Consider the following 18,971-nt stretch of genomic DNA (forward strand, 5'->3'; position numbering starts at 1 on the left):
AATTAATAAAGTTTGCATTAAGATTTTAAGCATAAGTCGTATAGAATGTGTATACAGATATATGATTTACAAATCCAAATAAAGGGGACGTTATGGCAAAAGGTCAAGATGCAAAAAAAACAGTTAAGAAAACAGCGACAAAAAGTCTAAAAGAAAAGCGCAATGATAAAAAAACGAAAAAAGCTCAAGACTAGAACTCTCTCTTCTTTAGGCTAAAAACTTTGTTTAAAAACTCACTTTTTAGCCTAAAAAATACACCCCTTAATAATCTCTTCGCGTGTGGCTTTTATAATAGACTCTATCTCTATGTCATCTGTCACAGCTTTATCAAGTAATTTTAAAGCTTCAACAGGTCTGCCGGTGTGATATAAAAGATCTGCTAGGTTGTTCAGAGTAATAGGATGTGTAAAATCTATCAATAAGATTTCACGATATATCTGTTCGGCATTATTTATCTGCTGCGAGCTATAATAGGCATTTCCCAATGCAAATAGGATACCTACATCTTCGGGCCAACGGATAAGGGCACTTTTGTAGGCAATGATGGCTTCATCCCTCATACCTGTTTTTTCAAGATCGTAAGCAGAGTGCAGAAACTTTTTTGGTGAAGCAGTTGCAGGGAGTTCTTGCGGAGGCAATAGAACAACTCCCCAGTTACCACTTCTCTCCCATAATGCAGCAAATGTACCTATCGGCACTGCTTCATTTGCTTTATCGGCGAAATGCATCAAAATTTTCTCCTCTATAGCATCATAACCAGTGATTGGAGAGTAGTGCCAAAGTGGGTACCATGAGTAACTACGGTTTACCAATACAATAACCGGATGGTGTTGTGAGAGTTCAGAAAAAAGTGCATCAAATGTTGGTTCCAAAGGATAAGCAATCATACCGTTAGCCCTAGCAGCAGAAATGAGTTCTATCTGCAAGGTACCCCCTTTTTCAGGAATCAATGTCCGTTCATCCAATTCTTCAAGCGTGAGATGTGGGACATAAGAAGTTGTTGATTGCCAAAAAGATGAAACCATCTCAATAGATGTTGAGCCACAAAGATTAGAACGTGGTGAAATAAAAGGGATATTTATGCTAGATGATTGGTAATTATTACCTAATGGCAGAGGATTCTTTGGCACACAGCCACTTGAAATAATCAAAGTGGCTGCTGCAAAAATTAAGGAGAGTGACTTACTTATGTTATTCACTCTACTGTCTAGTTATTAGTTATAGGTTTAGTAAAGTTAAAAACTTTTGTTACTCCAAGAATATCGGTAATCAACAAAACTATAAAAATAAAAACAATGGCACCTATTATAGACGCGCCGCCATCTGCACCTGCAGGCAATGTGTCAATTTGATATGCGATTTTTGAAGCCTCTTCATCAGTCATAGAAGCAACTCTAGCCTCAATCATTTTCGAATCTACACCCAACTCTTCAAATCTTTTTACAACGTCCTCACGGGAGATAATCTGGGCAAGTTTATCTTTAGAAGATGCAGAAGCATAATTTCCTACAAGTGCATCTGTAGAAGCCATTTGTGCTGATAAAACCCCTGAAAACAGAGATATACTTAAAATAAATGATAAAACAAGTTTTGAAATTTTCATATACTTTCCTTTAAATGTATTTAGCAAAAACAAACAACTATTTTGTGCTGCGTCAGGTATTGCAATCCTATTAAGATTAATCTAAGCTTGGTTTTGAGAAACTGATTTTGCTTATAAACTAGATTCCAAGTCAAGCTTGGAATGACGATATGCCGTCAATTTGAATAAGTGGTCATTGAAAACACGTCCATTATTGGAAAAACGCTGTCATTGACGACACACCCGTCATTCTGGACTTGATCCAGAATCTAGTTGCTTATTATTTTGAAAATTGATTTTATATATAAATTATATTTACATAAACATAATATTAAAACTATTTGTTTAAGTACAATATTAGCGATATTTTCATACTCTACAAAGAAATAAACTAGACTCCCAGCCAAGCCTGAGAGTGACGAGGTAATAAAACAATGTCAAACAAATTAGCTACACAAGACTCACCATATCTGCAACAACACAAAGATAATCCTGTTGATTGGTATCCTTGGGGTGACGAAGCATTTCTTAAGGCAAAAAAAGAGAACAAAGCAATATTTATATCTATAGGTTACAGTTCATGTCACTGGTGTCATGTAATGGAAGAGACTGTATTTGAGAACCAGATATGTGCAGATATTTTAAATGAGCATTTCGTATCTATAAAGGTTGACCGTGAAGAGCGTCCAGATATAGATAAACACTATCAGGAAGTTCACATGTTGCTCAACCGTCGTGCCGGAGGTTGGCCAACATCTATTTTTTGTACCCCACAAAACAAACCATTTTTTGCAGGAACTTATATACCTCCAGAGTCTCAAGGTGGGAGCATTCAAGGGATGGGGTTTATAGAACTTACAAAACTTATTGGTGAGAAGATAGCCCAAAATGATGAACAAATTTATAAAAATGCAGATGAAATTGAAGGTTTTCTAAATCATATTGAACACCCAAAAGAGGCAACTCTACTAAAAGAGGATTTCGTCAAGAACTTTATGCTTCAGGTTAAGAACAACTATCAGACAAAAGATGGAGGTTTCTCGGTTGCACCTAAGTTTCCACATGTAAGCACACTTGGAACACTCCTTACTATTGACAAACTATATGGCGACAAAGAGGCCTCTTCCATGTTGCTTCATACTTTAAACAGTATGAAAAAGGGTGGCATGTATGACTTGGTTGACGGTGGGTTTTGTCGCTACTCCGTTGACAACGAGTGGATAGTTCCTCACTTTGAGAAGATGCTTTATGATAACGCCCTGCTTTGTGAAGTTTATGCAAATGCCTACCTAACATACATGGATGAGAGTTTTCTACATGTAGCCAAAGATATTGCAGATTTTTGGCAAAACTTTATGAGTGAAGACAACCTTTTTTACAGTGCGAGTGATGCAGACAGTGAGGGCGAAGAGGGAACTTACTTTATTTATACCTATGAGGAAGTTTATAATATTTTACAGGTGAACAACTATGAGAATATTGAAGATATTCTACGAAGTCTTAGTGTTACAAAAAATGGAAATTTCGATGGGAAAAATATTATCAGATTTAAAGATGCAGAGGCACCAAAAGAGTTTGAAACTATAAAAGTCCTCCTAGGTGATTTAAGAGCCTCGAGAGAGTACCCGTTTTGTGATAAAAAAATTCAAACCTCATGGTCAAGTATGATGATAAAATCTCTTTTTGTTTTAGGGAACATTGATACAAAATATAAAGATAGAGCTAAAAAAAGCCTTGATGCACTACTAAAAACTATGTTTATTGAGGGAAATCTTTACCATACAACACTTATACATAAAAGACCAAAAGTGGAAGCTTTTTTGGAGGACTACGCTTATCTTGCACAGGCTCTAATTTTAGCATTCAATTCAACTCAAGATGAAGTGTATCTAGTTAAAGCCCAGCACTTTGCAAATATGGCACTCGAAGAGTTTTACAAAAACGGTGTTTGGAAATTCAGCACAGGAGAGTTTGAGACAAAAGCCGATATAGCAGACAACACATACACTAGCTCGGTAAGTATTATGATAGATGTACTAATATCTTTAAGCACTCTTCTTGAAGATGAAAAATATGCTCACTTTGCATTTAAAACGCTGGAGTACAACTCTTTTGAACTAGCACGCCGCCCTGTTGTTTATCCTTACATGTTACGTCAAATGCTCAGGTATTTAAAGGGTGACAGAATTATAAAATCAAACATAAAAAATCTTCAAAACAATGCTTTTAAACTTAGCTCAATCAGCTACCCTTTTATACAACAAAAAGCCGCTGATGAGAAAGATTTTATGATTTGCGGAACAAAAAGCTGTTTTGCCAGCATAGAAAATCTAAACAATATTAATGATATAATCGCCAAAAGTTTTTAACTATAAAAAGGAAAGAAGATGAAAAAAGTTATATTAACTCTTATTTTAGCACTTGGTTTTGCAAGTATGTTCACTGCATGTGAACGCAACGACTACCAACATCCTGGATACCGCAGTAACAACAAGTAATTCTATGCAACTACCCCTAAACTTTTATGCTTAGAGGTAGTTTTATAACAAAACAAGCACCATCGTCTGAGTTATATACAGACAACGCTCCTCCTATATGCTTCTCGATTATTGTTTTGCTCATATAAAGACCCAGTCCTGTCCCGTCTTTCTCCCCCTTGGTTGAAAAGTAAGGTTCAAAAATTTTCTTTATTACCCCGTCTCCTATTCCTCCGGCATTATCGCAGATTTTAATTTTTAGACTCTCAATTTCATCTTCTACAGATATAAATATTTTTCCACTCTCTATCTTATTGCCTATAAGTGCCTCTTTTGCATTTTTTACAATGTTTATTACAACCTGCATCAATTCTCTTGAGAATGTCTCAATTTTTATATCTTCACCCAATTCCAGAATGAGTTCTATACCGTTTGTTTCTAAAGATTTTCCAATTACTTTAAGCGTATCATTTATCACATCCTGCAACAACACCTCATCTTTAGTTTTCCCCGGTCTAAAAAAGTTTCTAAAATCATCTATGGTTTTTGACAACTCTTGAGTTTGTTTTATGATATCTTCTGAATCACTCTTAAGAGACGCTTCATCTATCATCTCCAGCTCTATATCCGTTAATATATTATTTGCATCCATAGATATAACGGAAATTGGTTGTCTCCACTGGTGGGCTATCATACTTATCATCTCTCCCATTGCGGCATGGCGGGACTGGGCTATCATTATCTCTTCTTTATCGCCAAGTTCTTCTTCAAGCTTTTTAATCTCAGTTATATCTGTATGAAAACCTACCATTCTTATGGCTTTTCCTTCTAGATTACTAATTATTTGTGCGCGATCGAGTATCCATATCCAATGTCCATCTTTATGTTTCAATCTATAAATACTCTCAAACTGCCTTTTTGGATTTTTATATGCTTGTGACATATCATCAGTAGCCTTCTCCAAATCATCTGGATGCAGCAGTTCTATCCATGTATCAAACTCATTCACAAGTTCATAATCCTCATACCCAAGCATACTTTTCCACCTTGGTGAGTAGTAAACCTCATTTAACTCTAAATTTCTGTCCCATATCCCGTCGCTTGTACCGCCGACAGCATATTCCAACCTCTCACTCAGCTTCTCTATTTCAGTAATATCTGTAAAAACAACCAAACTTCTATCTTTGTCGTCAAAGTAAATATTTTTTACATTTACCACAAAAATATGAACTTCACCCTCTTTTAGCATTTTAGCCTTATGGACGCTGTCTTTATTTTGATTTATATATTCTATCCAGTTGACTCCGTCCATTTCAGTTTGCAGATATCCATCTTCTTTAATGAAAAGATCGCATATACATGTGTGATCTTCTAAAAAATCTTCTACTGTTTTATATTTTGTAAACTCAAGCATGGCCTTATTCGCCGTATGAAGCCTCATCCCGTTTGTCGTAATAACAATTGAGGGCACCGCTTCAAAAACTGATTCAAGATACTCTTTAGCTTTGTTGATTTTGTCTTCTAACTTTTTTTGTGTTGTAATATCCTGAATAACTCTCATCGAAGAGACAGGATTGTCATCCTCATCAAAAACTGTTTCACAACTCTCATATATATATTTAGTGACTCCATTTTTCAAGACTATACGGTGAGTTAAACTGTATGGTTGTCTATCTATAAGTGAATCTATATATGCATCTTTTAGCGCTTGTAAATCATCTTCATGAACAAGAGCTGAGAGCGATTCATATCTAAAGTCAAAACTCTCTTTATCTAGATTGTAGATATCAAAAATTTCATCCGAACATTTTAAACTGCCTGTTGTCAAGTCAAGATTCAAACTGCCAATCTTAGCAATTCTCTGAGACTCTCTTAGCATATGCTCACTCTCTTTAATAACTTTATTAAATTTTTTTAGGCTTTTTGAATTGTAGATTAATATATATATCCACATTGCTATAGTGATTATGGCAAAAAATAAAAATATAAATATAAAAAAATATAACTGAAATGACTTTAAGTCTGTAGTATCAATATTTTCTTTTTTAAAAAAAAGAATATTATGAGCCATTAATTCACCTCTAACAGTATATAAGTTATATGTTGTGACTATATAATTTTCAAACAGTATAAAGTTCTCTATACTAAGAAAACGTTCAGTACCTGCTTTTTCAATCTTTTTCATCAACTCTTTAGATGCATTTAAATTAACAACATAGTGTCCATCTAAAAATAGTTTTCTAAATGGTTTTGTTATTTTTTTCGTTAAAGATTTCTCAACTAACATAATTGGCTCTATCCCAACATGTACAAGTTTTTCAGATATAGAGTTAAATTTTGAAATCAACTCTATTATCCCGATAAGTTTATTGTTTTTATAAACCGGCTGTATAGACTTAAATGTTAAATCAAACTTTCCTGAACTAATAGGATTCATGGGCTGTGGATTTAAAAAAAATTCTGCTATATCAACTCTAGCCTTTGCTACACTATCCCCTGTATTGTTCGTCCAACTTCTGTATAAAGAGTTTCCGTCAATATCAATTATCTGAATCCATACATTTTCAAGTTCTTTATTTTTTTGTAAACCCTTTATTATCTCACTGAAATCAAGTAATGATTTATCTTTTTTTAAAAGTGCTTCTTCTACAGACTTGTTTTTACTTAAAACAAAAGCTATAGACTCTGTGCTGCCCTGTTTTTCGTCTATCAATTGTGAAAGTTTATTTTTCATACTTTCACTCTGTTTTTGATAGATGTCACTCTTTAATTCTTTACTTTTATATATATAGTACATGCTGGCTGATAATATAAATAATAATGTAGAGATTACACCTATTGCGACAATCTTTTTACCCATTTTGCTTACCTTTAAATTCTCTGATTATCGCCATCTGTCTGTTTGTTATATATTTTATCAAATCAGTTCTGCTTTGAGACGTTAGCTTAAAAATAAGTATAACCTCAAAAGCATGTTCGCTCTCACTTTTTTTAAATATCACTGCTTTTGTTTTAATATTTAAGGATTTTTCATCCATACTTAAAAACATCTCAACAACAACTTCTCCGTCAATTTTCAAACCCGCAGGAAGAGAGTCTAGTTTTAATCTTACTGCATCTAGTGAAATATCTTCTATCTTTATATTTCCTAAAAATTTATTTTCTCCTAAAAAAAGTGATATATTATGTTTTTCTTCCGGAGCTATGCGAACAGTTTTTCTATTAACTGCCGAACTAGCAGAAAAAGAGAGCTCTTTAAGCTCAACGGTTTGGTCTTTAAAGTTGATATTTACATATTTGCCTTCAATAGCTTCCGGTAAAGCATCTGATGTGATAATGCTTTGTAACTCTATTTGTATAGACTTTAGTTGTAAAAAGTTAGTTTTTAAAACTATGCTATTCTCTTTAAGCTCCACTATAGAAGCGTCATTGGTAATACTCAAACCATAATAATAGTTATGAAGCTGCACCTTTGCACTGTTTCTTTGAATAATTTCCAAAAGTTTAAACATCGCTTTTGTATCTTCAACGTTATTCTTGCTTTTAATCTGTGAATCGTCATAAAGTTTTAATAGGTTGAGTTGCGTCAAGTCATCAAATGACAAAATTCCGTAAGACTCTTTATTTGGAATTTTTTGATATTTCAATACAAAATGTCTTAAATTTTCATTTTTGTCTTTAATCTTTATATTATATAATTTTTGAGAATGTTGACTAATCTCATCAAACCAGTTTTTCTCCGGTTTGTTGTATAAAAAACCGTCATGTTTCAATAAAAGGCTTCCAATGTCTCCATGTTTTTCTACAAACTCTTCAATATTTTTTACCCCAAAATATTCCAAAAATACCTGATTTGCAAAGGTTGGTTCCGAATTTTTCAGCATCAGCACAATCGAGCTTTGGTAGTTAAAAACATTTTTTAGGTTTGTATTAAAAAGTTGAGTGTCTTGCTCTTTTTTCATCTCATCGACTACCGAAAAAATAACCTCTTTAAATTGAGCAATTTCTACAGGCTTGTTTAGATATCTATACACACCAATCTCTATGGCTTTAAAGAGGTACTCTTTATCATCAAAAGCGGACATAATAATAATCTTAGTATCGGGAGCAATCTCCTTAATATGCCTAGACATATCTATGCCGTTCATCTTTGGCATATTGATATCTGTTATGACTATCTGAGGGAGGTGCTCTTTAAAAAGTTCAAGTCCATTAACTCCATCATACGCAACATATAAATTGTCAAAAAATTTACCTATCAGCTTGCTCGCTTTTTCTCTCAAAGCATCATTATCTTCTACATATAAAACTTTTAAATCTTTAGCTTCGCGCTGTAACTCTTTTAAATCTTTCAAGAACCAACCTTAATAGTAACTTCGAAAATAATATAATATTAATAGTCTCACTAGACTTAATTATTATTAATCTTATATTTACTTTGATATAATTGCTGCTATAAAAATTGAGGATGATAATTTGAGTATGACACTAGGTGTAAACATCGACCATGTAGCAGTTTTAAGAGAGGCAAGGAGGGTAAATGACCCCGATATTTTAAATGCGCTTTATGTTGCATGTACAAACGGTGCCGACCAGATAACCATACATCTTCGCGAAGACAGAAGACATATACAAGACATTGATGCTCTAAACATTATAAAGCACTCCACTCTCCCTGTGAACCTTGAGTGTTCTATAGACAAAAATATATTAAGTATAGTTTGCAAACTTAAGCCCCACCGTGCAACGTTGGTTCCTGAAAAAAGAGAAGAGGTAACTACGGAGGGTGGTCTTGATGTTTTTTCTTATGAGGATGAAATCTCTTATGCTATTGAGCAGCTTCACGACTCTATAATTCCTGTTTCATTATTTGTTGACCCAACTTTACAAGCTATGGAAAAGTCAAAAGAGTTGGGTGCTGAGATGGTTGAGCTTCATACCGGAAGTTTTGCAAATATATTTGCTATGCTTAACTCTTCACTCTCCCACTCAAACCACTCTGTAAAAGAGCTTGAACTCCCACGCTATGAGCTTCAAGAGAGACTTGAGAACTCTATAGAGGAGATCGTAAACGCTGCCAAACATGCCAAAAAACTTGGTCTTGAAGTAGCAGCAGGACATGGGTTAAACTATCATAATGTGTCTTATATGATGAAGATACAAGAGATAACGGAACTAAACATCGGTCAAAGCATAATTGCCAGAAGTGTTTTTAGCGGTTTAGCTGATGCTGTCAAAGAGATGAAAAGGTTGACTTCGAGATGAGCAAGCCAAAGATATCTGTAAGCGTTGGTGACTTAAATGGTGTTGGCATTGAGATAATTCTAAAAGCTCACAAAGAGATTTCCCAGTACTGCACTCCCGTTTACTGCATAAACAAATACATGTTGCAACAAGCCTCAAAACTTCTACATGTAGAGATTCCTGATGATTTTCAAACATCTTTTGTAGATGGTGATTTCAATATAGAACCAGGGAAAGTCTCTGCAAAATCCGGAAACTACTCATTTGACTCTTTTATGCATGCAGTAAGACTTTGTGAGACCAAAGAGACACAGGCTGTTGTCACTATGCCGATACACAAAGAGGCTTGGATGATGGCAGGGCTTGAGTACAAAGGTCACACGGACGCACTTCGCAAATACTTTAAAAAAGATGCCATTATGATGCTTGGGTGCGAGGAGATGTTTGTAGCACTCTTTACTGAGCATATTCCGCTAAAAGATGTTGCTTCCTCTATAGAGTATAAAAAGTTGAAACAATTCTTTTTAGATTTGCACAGCTCTATCCCAAATGAAAAAATTGCAGTTTTGGGACTAAATCCACATGCAGGAGATAACGGCGTACTTGGAGATGAAGAGTTAATAATACACAAGGCATTAAAAAGTGCAAACATACAAGTTGGGTTTGAGCAGTTTATAGGTCCAATAGTCCCCGACATAGCCTTTACCCCGGAGTTTAGAAAAAAATTTAAATATTTTGTCGCAATGTACCACGACCAAGGGCTTGCACCGCTAAAAGCACTCTACTTTGATGAGAGCATAAACATCTCTCTCAACCTTCCAATAATAAGAACATCTGTAGACCATGGAACAGCCTTTGACATTGCATACAAGGGTGATGCCAAAACTCTCAGTTATATAAATGCCGTTAAAAACTCTATAAAAACATCACATTAAAGTCATATTTGTGTCAAATGTCGACATAGTGTCACTATATTTAATAATTTAAGCTAAGACAGCAGTTCAACTTGCTAGAATTATCTATTGTAATTAAATTAATGCTTAGTAACGCTATATAATATTTACTAGGCACATAAAAAAAGGAATTTGAATGTCATTTTGTATGTTTAGCACTAAAGAGAAATGTAGCATAAAGCTAAAGTTGATTCTGTTGTCTTTTATCGGTATCGTTTCAATGTCGGTTATATTTTTGATAGCTACTGGTGCGTTCTCTTTGTTTAAAGAGAAGAACGATGAGAAGACGCAGTTGAACTCTTTTTTTGAGTCAACTATGAATCTTGAAATCAAACTTAATACCATAAGGGGTAACTTTTATGAAGGTGCTCTAAAAAAAGAGGCTGAACTTGCCAGTTTGGGGAGTGAAAACGACAATATAAACTTTCTTATTAATGACCTCTCAGCAAAAACTGAAACTTTTCAAGATCCTGAAGACAAAAAACAGTTACAAGAGGAGCTTGAAAAAGTAAGACTTATGTATGTGACATTTTTTAAAAATGGGAAGAGTTTTATCAAAAATGTAATTGATGACCCTTCAGAGGCAACTTTTGAAACAGGTGAATTAAATAAGCTTATTGATAATCTTTTTAAAGAGATGACGATTTTTACTAAATTTGTGGCTGAAAACAAAGCTGCTAAAGAGGTAGCAATCGAAAATGCGCTAAAAGATGCAAACACCCAATTAATAACAATCAGTTTAGCAGCGGCACTCGTACAGATTCTTTTTTCGCTTTTCATTCAAAAAGGGATTACCGGCTCTATAAACAACATATCTAATTTACTCAATGACATAAGTAAAAACAAAGATTTGGGAAGAAGTTGTCAAACTATGCTGGAGCCTGAACTATTAAAAATCTCTGACTCTATTCATGATTTAACACAATCTTTCTCTTCTGCTATTAAAAAGGTTACTGATGCTTCAAGAGATGTCCTTCACTCATCAGAAAACATTGATGTTTTATCAAAAAAAGTTGGTGTTTCATCAGAGACAATTTTAAAGAAAACAACTTCTTCAGGTGAGCATGCTAAACACTCATTAACAAAAGTGGAAGAGTCTAAGAACTCTGCTATAGAAGCTGATGAAAAAATCAATGCAGCAGTTGAATCAATTGATGATGCAAAAAACAAATCGAAAAAACTCAATATTCAAGCTAATGATTCTGCAGAACACTTTACAGATTTGGCAGATAAACTAAGATCACTAAGCAGTGATGCTGAAGATGTTAAAAATGTTTTAGGCATTATAAATGACATTGCAGACCAAACTAACCTACTTGCTTTAAATGCTGCTATTGAAGCTGCTCGTGCAGGTGAACATGGACGTGGTTTCGCGGTTGTTGCCGATGAAGTAAGAAAACTTGCAGAGAGAACTCAAAACAGTCTTTCGGAGATAAGTGCAAGTATCTCTGTTGTTGTTCAAGGGATTCAAGATTCATCTGAGCAAACGGCAGCAGGAGCAAAAGAGTCACAAGCTTTATCTGAAGATGTACTGTTGATAAACAATACACTTACTGAAGCTTCAGATATGATTTACAATGTACGTAAAGATGTCTCTATGACGGTTACACACTCTAAAGAAGTAGAAGAAATTATGAATTTACTATACCAAGATAATTTAGAAATTGCAAAACTAAGTGAAGATAGTAAATTGTTAAGCGTTGATACTATTTCTGCATCTTCAAAATTAATACAAACCAGTGAATTGCTCTCTCAAGAAGCAAATCAGTTTAAAATTTAAAAGGAGCAGATTTAAGTAGAGTGTGAACTGTTAGTTATAAACCAAACCATAAAAAAAGGAAGAAAACTATGAACAAAAGAACAATCGTATCATTGGTAGCTGCAACATTGCTTGCAACTCAATTAGTAGGAGCAGACTTAGGTGCTTTGGCACAAGGTGTTTATGCAAAAGCTGGTGGAAATAAGACTGAGGCTCAGTGGTCTCGTTATTTTTCAAAGCCGGATAAACTTGCAGCATTTGGAATTGATGGATTAAGTGAAGCAGACCGTTCTGCATTGTTAAAATATTTAAACGAGCGTTCTGCTGATAAAGATCAGTCAACAGTACCTAAATAGACACTAAGGAGAATATAAATGAAATTATCGACAATTACAATATCACTATTATTAGCTGGTAGTACACTTTTCGCAGGTGAGCTAGAAGATTTAAAAGCTCAAATGAACCTTATTCAAGAAAAACTTGAAAAAGCAGAAAAAGACAGAGCAGAGCTTTGGGAAGTTTCTGAAAAAGTTGAGACTAAAGCTTTCTCAAATAAACTTAGCTGGTCTGCTGACCTTGGTTTTCGTGTAGACTCATTCTCTTTTGATAACAATGGTATGGGCAATAATATAGGAACGCAATTTGTAGATCCTGTTCCAGGCGATGGTCTTACTACAGCAGATAAAGCAGCGGCAAGAGAATACGCTTTTCCACAAGAGAAAAAATGGGACCCGCACTACTCTGGAAGTCTTAAACTTGATGCTAAAGCACAGTTTACTAACGATACAAGCTTTAACGGCCGTATGATTATTAACTGGAGTTCTCAAAATGAACAAAGACTTTGTATTTTAAGCCCACAAAATATTGGTGATGAGCTTCCATCTGCAAGTTCTACAAAATTTCGTGCTATAGATTTAGACAGAGCATATTTTGATTACAAGTTCAACAAAGATGGTGCTGTCCCTATGATTGCTAGTTTAGGAATACTTCCAACTACTGGTGGTTTAAGTCTAAATATGATGGAAGATAAGCCTCGTAAGTCTGTTTTTCCAAGTATTATGTTTGAGAGCAACGTTCAGGGTGCTATCTTAACTGGTGACCTTTCAAAAGTTACAGGAATGGACAAAACTTACCTACGTGCAATCTACGGTAAAGCTTTTACACTTAATGATGATGGTTATTACTACCAGTGTAATCGTGAAAACATTCAAAACATAAATGTAATGGGTCTATTTTTAGAGACAGAACTACCTTTATTTGGTGTTGAAAACACTTTTTGGATTGGTATAAACAAAAATGCTGATATTAAAGCTACACCTTTCTTATTTGGTTCAAGTACTGCAAATGTACTTTATAACACATCAATCGTCACTCAAAAAAATCTTGGTGATATCACTAACTACGGTTTTGGTATAGAGGCTACCAGTATGGCTGATGGCAAACTTGATGCTTTCTTTCACTATGCTATATCTGACCCAGATTCAAATGGAGAGTGTGTAAATTACAGTACTAATGCTTTAACTAACTGTGCATCATCAACTATTGGAAACGTTAGAAATCCTGGTGGTTACTATGAAAGTATTGCTGGTGGTACACTACTGCAAGACAATGGTTCAGCACTCTACCTAGGTGTTAAGTACGACACAAAATCTAGCTGGGAAACTAAACTTGGTTATGAGTTCAACATGGGTGATGAGAGCTGGTGGTCAGCGACTCAGGGCTCAGAAGATCCTTTTAACAAGTTAGCTACTCGTGGTACTGTTCATGAGGCATATGTAATTCAACCAATTACAAACAATATCTCTGCTCGTTTTGGTTACCTTAGAATTCAATCTGACTATACTGGTACAGGTTTGCACTTTGGAACAACTACCGGAGCAGACAGTCTTAAACAAGATTCAGTACAAGAAAACTTTTACTTAAAAGTTAATGCATTTTTCTAGGCATTTAGCTTCTTATCGTCTTTGCTAAACTAGACCCTGAATCAAGTTCAGGGTGACGGGAGTGTCGTCATTTCAAGCTTGACACATCGTCATTCCAAGCTTGACTTGGAATCTAATTTCCCCTTAATCAAAACTCTCAATTAACACTTTTATGATAAACTAACCCAAATATTTTCAAGGGCTACTATATGAAAAATGATTTTTTAAATGCTATGGACTTTCGACACGCTTGTAAAGTTTTTGATGATACTAAAAAAATATCTGATGAAGATATAAACTATATACTAGAGTGCGCTAGAAAGTCACCCTCCTCTTTTGGCATGGAGGCGTGGAAGTTCTTGGTTATAACAAACGAAGAGTTAAAAGCCAAACTAAAACCTGAGTGCTGGAATCAGGCGCAAATCACTACATGTTCACATTTGGTTGTTGTTTTAGCTGGAATTGAGTCTGCAAAAATAGAGTCAGGCTTGCCAAAAAAACGGTTTGCAAGAAGAAAGATGAAAAAAGAGATGTTAGATATGTATCTAAGTATCTACTCACAACACCTGAAAAAAACTCTAAGCAGTGATGAGAACATCTATGCGTGGACAGCAAAACAGACATATATAGCAGCAGCCAATATGATGAGTGCGGCAGCATTTGTTGGCATAGACTCATGTCCAATTGAGGGCTTTGACAAAGATAGAGTTGAAGAGATTTTAGAACTTGATACAACAAAACATCAGTTAGCTATGCTTTTACCTTTTGGCTATAGAATAAATGAGCAGTCAGAGCAAGTAAGACGCCCATTCAAAGATGTCGTAGAGTTTATAGACTAACTTAGTTTTTCAAACATAATAGTATTTTTGCTATTGTGTTTGACAATCCTCAAATTTAGCTCCCTAGCCAAATACTCAAATGTTAAAATATCAAAAAAACCTATGTGTGTAATGTCACGAATATACCACCATTTTAAAAATTTATCATCGTTGTTTGGGTGAAAAGCACTCATAAGCAAAAGGTAGCCGTTTTTCTCTACATGTAGAAGTAGTTTTTTTAATATCTCAAGCGGATTTTGCAAGTGTTCAAGCACCTCGGTAGAGCAGATTAGGTTGTACTTTTTATCTTCATAAATTTTTGCTGGAAAATAAAAAAGATCGTATCTGTCACATGTAACACCTCTGCGCTCTAAAAGTATAGGCAACACTTCACCCTCGCCGCATCCAAAATCCAGCGCATTTTCTATGTTTTGCAGATGTGGCTCTACAAACTCATCCAATAATTCATCAAACATTTTGACATACCCTAATGATTCAAAGTTGTTGTGGTGTTTGTCGTAGTGTTTTTTCTCGCGCTCTTCATCTATATAAAACTGCTCATCTAAGAAAATATATCTACATGTAGAGCACTTATGATATATCTTTTTGCTCTTCTCATCAGTTATAGCAACTGTATCACCTGCACATATTTTGCAACTATTCATAAGTAAAAATCTTTTTTATGCAATCATACCATTATCTTTGATATACTTCAACTTATGAATCCTATACTATTTTTCACAGCCTTTTTCGGTGTTTTTATTCTTCTCAACATGTATATATCCAAGCGACTTATTGCAAAACTGGATATTAAAACTGCTACGAAACGCTACTTTCGTATCTTCCTTATTGTTAACCTCTTGGGGATTATAGGTTACGCATCTGGTCGGTATTATATCAATATTCCAAACTGGCTGTATTTTATGCTCTCGCTCCCAATCGGAATACTTTTTTTACTCTTTTGCACAACTCTTATTTACGATATCTCAAGGGTCGTTCTCTCGTTTGCGCCAATCTCAGACTCAAGAAGAAAGTTTTTTAAAAAATCTTTAGACATCTCTTCACTTGCAGTTGCTACAACTCTTACTCTAAAGTCAATATATGAGGCAAGATTTGTAAAGCTTGAGCGTGTAACTATAAAAATCAAAGATTTAAAACGCCCATATAAAATAGTTCAACTCAGCGACATTCACATAAGCGGTCTTATCAATGCAAAATTTATAAAAGATATAGTTAAAAGGGTAAATGCTCTTGGGCCAGATATTGTAGTTATAACAGGAGATTTAATAGATATAGATATAGACCATGCAAAAGATACTCTACATGAGCTAAAATCTTTAAACTCTAAATATGGAACTTTTTTCATTGTAGGAAACCATGAATATTTTCACAATATCACAAAAATCATCGACAGAGTAAAATCTATAGGCATAAGAGTCCTTGAAAATGAAAATGTATATATTGGAGAGGATGCACAAGGGTTCAATCTCGCTGGCGTCTATGATATATTTGGATACAGAGCCAAAACGCATATGCCAGATTTACAAAAAGCACTTCGTGGTAAAAAAGATTCTCCTACTATACTTCTAGCACACCAACCTAGATATATAGAAGAGGTAAAAGATGGTGTTGACTTGGTTTTAAGCGGACATACCCACGGCGGTCAACTCTACCCTTTTAGGCTTTTGGTAAAACTGCAACAGCCGTACATCGCAGGACTTCACCAACACAATGAAAAACTGCAGATATATGTAAATAAAGGGACAGGTTTTTGGGGTCCGCCGATGAGGCTCGGTGCTTCTTCGGAGATAACAGAGATAGTTATACAAGCGGAGATTTAACCCCCGCCTACTTTATACTATCAGGGACTAATCCAACCTCTTCTAAAAAGTGTCTAAGTTTTAAGATTGTGTCTTTTGTTAAAATGCTGCTATGTGCGAGTGCCATAATCAGCTCTTTATCTTTGATAAATATTTTTGCCTTGTTATGCTTTGTCATCTCTACTCTAGCACCATAATGTTCCAACGCGCTAAGCACCTTTCTCCCATCAATATTTCCAGATACCGGATGCTCAAATAACTTTTCTATCTTAACTTTATGTCTATGGCTCATACAAACCCTTATCTATCAGTATTTATTTACAACCTGCCGATTTGATGTTAGTTGTAAACCCTATATTGACATCATTCCAAGTTTTTCCTTGATGTAAGCCAAAACACGCTTTATTTATTGAATATAATGCTTTGTTAGCGTTAAAATCAAAAAGGTCTATAACACCCTCCGCTTCAAATACTTCCCCGTTATAAGTGTATTTCATAGGCACTTCTTTGATTATGTTATTCATTTTAATCTCAACTATTAGTGAGCCTTTTTTCTCTCCCTTTTTTGCTGTTTTGTCATCTACGATAGCTATGATTTTAGCACCGATATTTTTTCCAATCATTACATAAAAGAAAGACTCAATAAGTTTGGCATCACGAGCCGGATTTTTTGAATTTACACTTTTGGTATCTATATCTACTGAAGAACCGACAAATAACTCTTGTAAACTTTTTGAGCTAAGTGATGCAGTTTTGTAGTTTACACTGTCAAATCCACCACCAACACCAAGCTTACTAGGAGTTTTAAACGCTGTGAAATTTACACCAAAATCACCAACTTGCGACAACTCACAACCATTTGTAGAGGCAGACTGCCCAGCATTTAGCAGTGATACTGCGAATACTATTGAAACAATAACTTTTAACATGAAAATCCTTCTTTAATTTTTTTAGACATAGAAAAGTATAACTGCTGGTTTATAAAAGCATTGTTAAATTTAATAACTTTAATATATATATTTTGTTTTTATATGTTAGAAAGACTATCTTTGCTTATTTATCATCAAAAGATATAAAACTACGCTAATCCCAGCACTTCCTAAAATCATAGCCATAACAACTATCTGGTATCTCACGGCAATCAAAGGGTCTATTCCTGAAAGAATCTGTCCTGTCATCATACCGGGAAGTGAAACTATTCCAACTGCTAAAAATGTATTTATCGTAGGTATTAATGAAGCCTTAAAGACAACTTTTCTTGCTTGCTCGTATGTTGAAATCAACAACTCTTTTTCAAATCTCTCTGCTGCCAAAGAGACTGCATTCATAGAGTTTGCATATATCATTCCTGCTATGGGCACAACATACCTTGGCTCATAAAATGGGGTGAGTTCCAATACAAATTTTATAACTAAAACTAGGTTTACACTTCCTCCGATTGCTATAGCAAAAACTATTACAGAATACACATAAAGAGTTTTATTATGCAGGTTTCTTAAAACAATAAGACTCGACATCGTAATCATTATTAAAATTATAAAAAGTCCTATAAACCATGAATCATTCTCAAAAATATAGATTAGTGCATAACCAATCAGCAACAGTTGAACAACCATTCTACTGCTGGCATAGAGTATCTCTTTGCTGTCATCAATCCATTTATAATAAAAATACCACACTAACGAGAGAGGAAGAAGCATATAAAGAAGGTTTTGTGCTGGAATCAATTCCATTTCATTCTCCGAAAAATTTATATTATTTTTTTGACAGTATATCAAGAATTTTACTATGTGAATAATTAGTAACTAGGCCCTGAATCAAGTTCAGGGTGACGGAGATGTCGTCATTCCAAACTTGATTTGGAATCTAATTAATGAACTACAATTGCCTGAAAAATAAAGAAATTATCCAAGAGTAGTTTTTTAGCTACAATTACTTATGAAATCTTTTATACTTTTATTACTTCTTTTTATTTCTGTAAACGCAGATGAGCTATATATAACTGCTTATATATTCTCTTCACATTTTAAAGATAGAGACAGCAGTTCTGAAGAGTTCAATGAGAAACATAATGCTTACGGCATAGAGTATATCACAGACAATAAATACACATTTACCTATAACCATTTTACAAATTCAAGAGAGAGAGAAACTGATGCTATCGGAGTTGGATATCTATTTGAGCTAAATAAATCTTTTGGTTTACATATGATTGGATGGTATCAGAAGGGTTACTGTTTTAGCGATCTTAAATCAGTTGAGTGTCAAGAGAACAGTGATGATAAAAGTGTAATTATCTTGCCGCTTCTTTACTACAAAAACGAATATATAAAACTGGATTTTTTAACCACATCAGAGATGTTTGGGCTAAGGTTTAATATAAAAATCTACTAATA

At 34.5% G+C, this 18,971-nt stretch carries 17 protein-coding genes; 9 read left to right on the forward strand and 8 right to left on the reverse strand.

Features of this window, described 5'->3' with window-relative positions; translation table 11 throughout:
- Positions 1-245: 245 nt before the first annotated feature.
- Together HUE88_RS07795 and HUE88_RS07800 are read right to left on the reverse strand one after the other, a co-directional pair.
- Positions 246-1,199 (reverse strand): PA2778 family cysteine peptidase, encoded by a 954-nt coding sequence (locus HUE88_RS07795; RefSeq protein ID WP_194368161.1) that lies wholly within the window; start codon positions 1,197-1,199, stop codon positions 246-248.
- An 8-nt stretch (positions 1,200-1,207) separates the two neighbouring features.
- Positions 1,208-1,603 (reverse strand): PA2779 family protein, encoded by a 396-nt coding sequence (locus HUE88_RS07800; RefSeq protein ID WP_194368162.1) that lies wholly within the window; start codon positions 1,601-1,603, stop codon positions 1,208-1,210.
- Between the two features lie 413 nt (positions 1,604-2,016).
- Here HUE88_RS07800 and HUE88_RS07805 point away from each other — a divergent pair, with 413 nt between their 5' ends.
- A complete protein-coding gene (locus HUE88_RS07805; protein WP_194368163.1) occupies positions 2,017-3,951 on the forward strand; it encodes a thioredoxin domain-containing protein in 1,935 nt (644 codons plus the stop codon).
- A 145-nt stretch (positions 3,952-4,096) separates the two neighbouring features.
- Here HUE88_RS07805 and HUE88_RS07810 read toward each other — a convergent pair whose 3' ends face one another.
- Together HUE88_RS07810 and HUE88_RS07815 are read right to left on the reverse strand one after the other, a co-directional pair.
- Positions 4,097-6,919 (reverse strand): PAS domain-containing protein, encoded by a 2,823-nt coding sequence (locus HUE88_RS07810; protein WP_194368164.1) that lies wholly within the window; start codon positions 6,917-6,919, stop codon positions 4,097-4,099.
- Complete coding sequence (locus HUE88_RS07815) at positions 6,912-8,414, reverse strand: response regulator transcription factor (protein WP_194368165.1); 1,503 nt, start codon at positions 8,412-8,414, stop codon at positions 6,912-6,914. The genes HUE88_RS07810 and HUE88_RS07815 overlap by 8 nt, the downstream gene beginning before the upstream one ends.
- A gap of 127 nt (positions 8,415-8,541) precedes the next feature.
- On the opposite strand from HUE88_RS07815, the gene HUE88_RS07820 reads away from it, so the two are divergent.
- The 6 genes from HUE88_RS07820 to HUE88_RS07845 all read left to right on the forward strand — a co-directional run bounded on the left by HUE88_RS07820 (position 8,542) and on the right by HUE88_RS07845 (position 14,776).
- Positions 8,542-9,324: a pyridoxine 5'-phosphate synthase gene (locus HUE88_RS07820; protein WP_194372586.1), complete on the forward strand. Its 783-nt coding sequence runs from the start codon at positions 8,542-8,544 to the stop codon at positions 9,322-9,324.
- On the forward strand, positions 9,321-10,238 hold the full coding sequence (gene pdxA, locus HUE88_RS07825) for a 4-hydroxythreonine-4-phosphate dehydrogenase (RefSeq protein WP_194368166.1): 918 nt from the start codon (positions 9,321-9,323) through the stop codon (positions 10,236-10,238). The genes HUE88_RS07820 and pdxA overlap by 4 nt, the downstream gene beginning before the upstream one ends.
- A gap of 154 nt (positions 10,239-10,392) precedes the next feature.
- Positions 10,393-12,036 carry a methyl-accepting chemotaxis protein gene (locus HUE88_RS14185; RefSeq protein WP_194368167.1) on the forward strand — a complete coding sequence of 548 codons (1,644 nt, stop codon included), beginning with the start codon at positions 10,393-10,395 and terminating at the stop codon, positions 12,034-12,036.
- A gap of 68 nt (positions 12,037-12,104) precedes the next feature.
- Positions 12,105-12,371 carry a hypothetical protein gene (locus tag HUE88_RS07835; protein WP_194368168.1) on the forward strand — a complete coding sequence of 89 codons (267 nt, stop codon included), beginning with the start codon at positions 12,105-12,107 and terminating at the stop codon, positions 12,369-12,371.
- Between the two features lie 18 nt (positions 12,372-12,389).
- A complete protein-coding gene (locus HUE88_RS07840) occupies positions 12,390-13,958 on the forward strand; it encodes a DUF3373 family protein (RefSeq protein WP_194368169.1) in 1,569 nt (522 codons plus the stop codon).
- Between the two features lie 188 nt (positions 13,959-14,146).
- Positions 14,147-14,776, forward strand: coding sequence for an NAD(P)H-dependent oxidoreductase (locus tag HUE88_RS07845; RefSeq protein WP_194368170.1), 630 nt, complete (start codon positions 14,147-14,149; stop codon positions 14,774-14,776).
- Here HUE88_RS07845 and HUE88_RS07850 read toward each other — a convergent pair.
- Positions 14,773-15,420, reverse strand: a complete 648-nt coding sequence (locus HUE88_RS07850) for a class I SAM-dependent methyltransferase (protein WP_194368171.1) — start codon at positions 15,418-15,420, stop codon at positions 14,773-14,775. The two genes, HUE88_RS07845 and HUE88_RS07850, sit on opposite strands and share 4 nt — an antisense overlap.
- Before the next feature lie 54 nt (positions 15,421-15,474).
- Between HUE88_RS07850 and HUE88_RS07855 the strand changes: the two genes are divergently transcribed.
- Complete coding sequence (locus HUE88_RS07855; protein ID WP_194368172.1) at positions 15,475-16,596, forward strand: metallophosphoesterase; 1,122 nt, start codon at positions 15,475-15,477, stop codon at positions 16,594-16,596.
- Positions 16,597-16,603: 7 nt separating this feature from the next.
- On the opposite strand, the gene HUE88_RS07860 is transcribed toward HUE88_RS07855, so the two are convergent.
- From HUE88_RS07860 to HUE88_RS07870, 3 genes are all read right to left on the reverse strand, one after another.
- The gene (locus HUE88_RS07860; RefSeq protein ID WP_194368173.1) at positions 16,604-16,867 is read right to left on the reverse strand and encodes a hypothetical protein; all 264 of its coding nucleotides are present in this window, start codon (positions 16,865-16,867) and stop codon (positions 16,604-16,606) included.
- A gap of 22 nt (positions 16,868-16,889) precedes the next feature.
- A complete protein-coding gene (locus HUE88_RS07865; protein WP_194368174.1) occupies positions 16,890-17,504 on the reverse strand; it encodes a YceI family protein in 615 nt (204 codons plus the stop codon).
- Between the two features lie 114 nt (positions 17,505-17,618).
- Positions 17,619-18,308: an ABC transporter permease gene (locus tag HUE88_RS07870; RefSeq protein WP_194368175.1), complete on the reverse strand. Its 690-nt coding sequence runs from the start codon at positions 18,306-18,308 to the stop codon at positions 17,619-17,621.
- 205 nt (positions 18,309-18,513) lie between these two features.
- On the opposite strand from HUE88_RS07870, the gene HUE88_RS07875 reads away from it, so the two are divergent.
- A complete protein-coding gene (locus tag HUE88_RS07875; RefSeq protein ID WP_194368176.1) occupies positions 18,514-18,969 on the forward strand; it encodes a hypothetical protein in 456 nt (151 codons plus the stop codon).
- Positions 18,970-18,971 lie beyond the last annotated feature (2 nt).

The sequence above is a fragment of the Candidatus Sulfurimonas baltica genome, from assembly GCF_015265455.1.
GTDB lineage: Bacteria > Campylobacterota > Campylobacteria > Campylobacterales > Sulfurimonadaceae > Sulfurimonas > Sulfurimonas baltica.

What these genes read in the sequence shown, in the direction of transcription:
- HUE88_RS07800 (WP_194368162.1), bottom strand. Translation starts at nt 1,603, where the DNA reads ATGAAAATTTCAAAACTTGTTTTATCATTTATTTTAAGTATATCTCTG.
- HUE88_RS07805 (WP_194368163.1), top strand. Translation starts at nt 2,017, where the DNA reads ATGTCAAACAAATTAGCTACACAAGACTCACCATATCTGCAACAACAC.
- HUE88_RS07810 (WP_194368164.1), bottom strand. Translation starts at nt 6,919, where the DNA reads ATGGGTAAAAAGATTGTCGCAATAGGTGTAATCTCTACATTATTATTT.
- HUE88_RS07820 (WP_194372586.1), top strand. Translation starts at nt 8,542, where the DNA reads ATGACACTAGGTGTAAACATCGACCATGTAGCAGTTTTAAGAGAGGCA.
- pdxA (WP_194368166.1), top strand. Translation starts at nt 9,321, where the DNA reads ATGAGCAAGCCAAAGATATCTGTAAGCGTTGGTGACTTAAATGGTGTT.
- HUE88_RS14185 (WP_194368167.1), top strand. Translation starts at nt 10,393, where the DNA reads ATGTCATTTTGTATGTTTAGCACTAAAGAGAAATGTAGCATAAAGCTA.
- HUE88_RS07835 (WP_194368168.1), top strand. Translation starts at nt 12,105, where the DNA reads ATGAACAAAAGAACAATCGTATCATTGGTAGCTGCAACATTGCTTGCA.
- HUE88_RS07840 (WP_194368169.1), top strand. Translation starts at nt 12,390, where the DNA reads ATGAAATTATCGACAATTACAATATCACTATTATTAGCTGGTAGTACA.
- HUE88_RS07845 (WP_194368170.1), top strand. Translation starts at nt 14,147, where the DNA reads ATGAAAAATGATTTTTTAAATGCTATGGACTTTCGACACGCTTGTAAA.
- HUE88_RS07850 (WP_194368171.1), bottom strand. Translation starts at nt 15,420, where the DNA reads ATGAATAGTTGCAAAATATGTGCAGGTGATACAGTTGCTATAACTGAT.
- HUE88_RS07855 (WP_194368172.1), top strand. Translation starts at nt 15,475, where the DNA reads ATGAATCCTATACTATTTTTCACAGCCTTTTTCGGTGTTTTTATTCTT.
- HUE88_RS07860 (WP_194368173.1), bottom strand. Translation starts at nt 16,867, where the DNA reads ATGAGCCATAGACATAAAGTTAAGATAGAAAAGTTATTTGAGCATCCG.
- HUE88_RS07865 (WP_194368174.1), bottom strand. Translation starts at nt 17,504, where the DNA reads ATGTTAAAAGTTATTGTTTCAATAGTATTCGCAGTATCACTGCTAAAT.
- HUE88_RS07870 (WP_194368175.1), bottom strand. Translation starts at nt 18,308, where the DNA reads ATGGAATTGATTCCAGCACAAAACCTTCTTTATATGCTTCTTCCTCTC.
- HUE88_RS07875 (WP_194368176.1), top strand. Translation starts at nt 18,514, where the DNA reads ATGAAATCTTTTATACTTTTATTACTTCTTTTTATTTCTGTAAACGCA.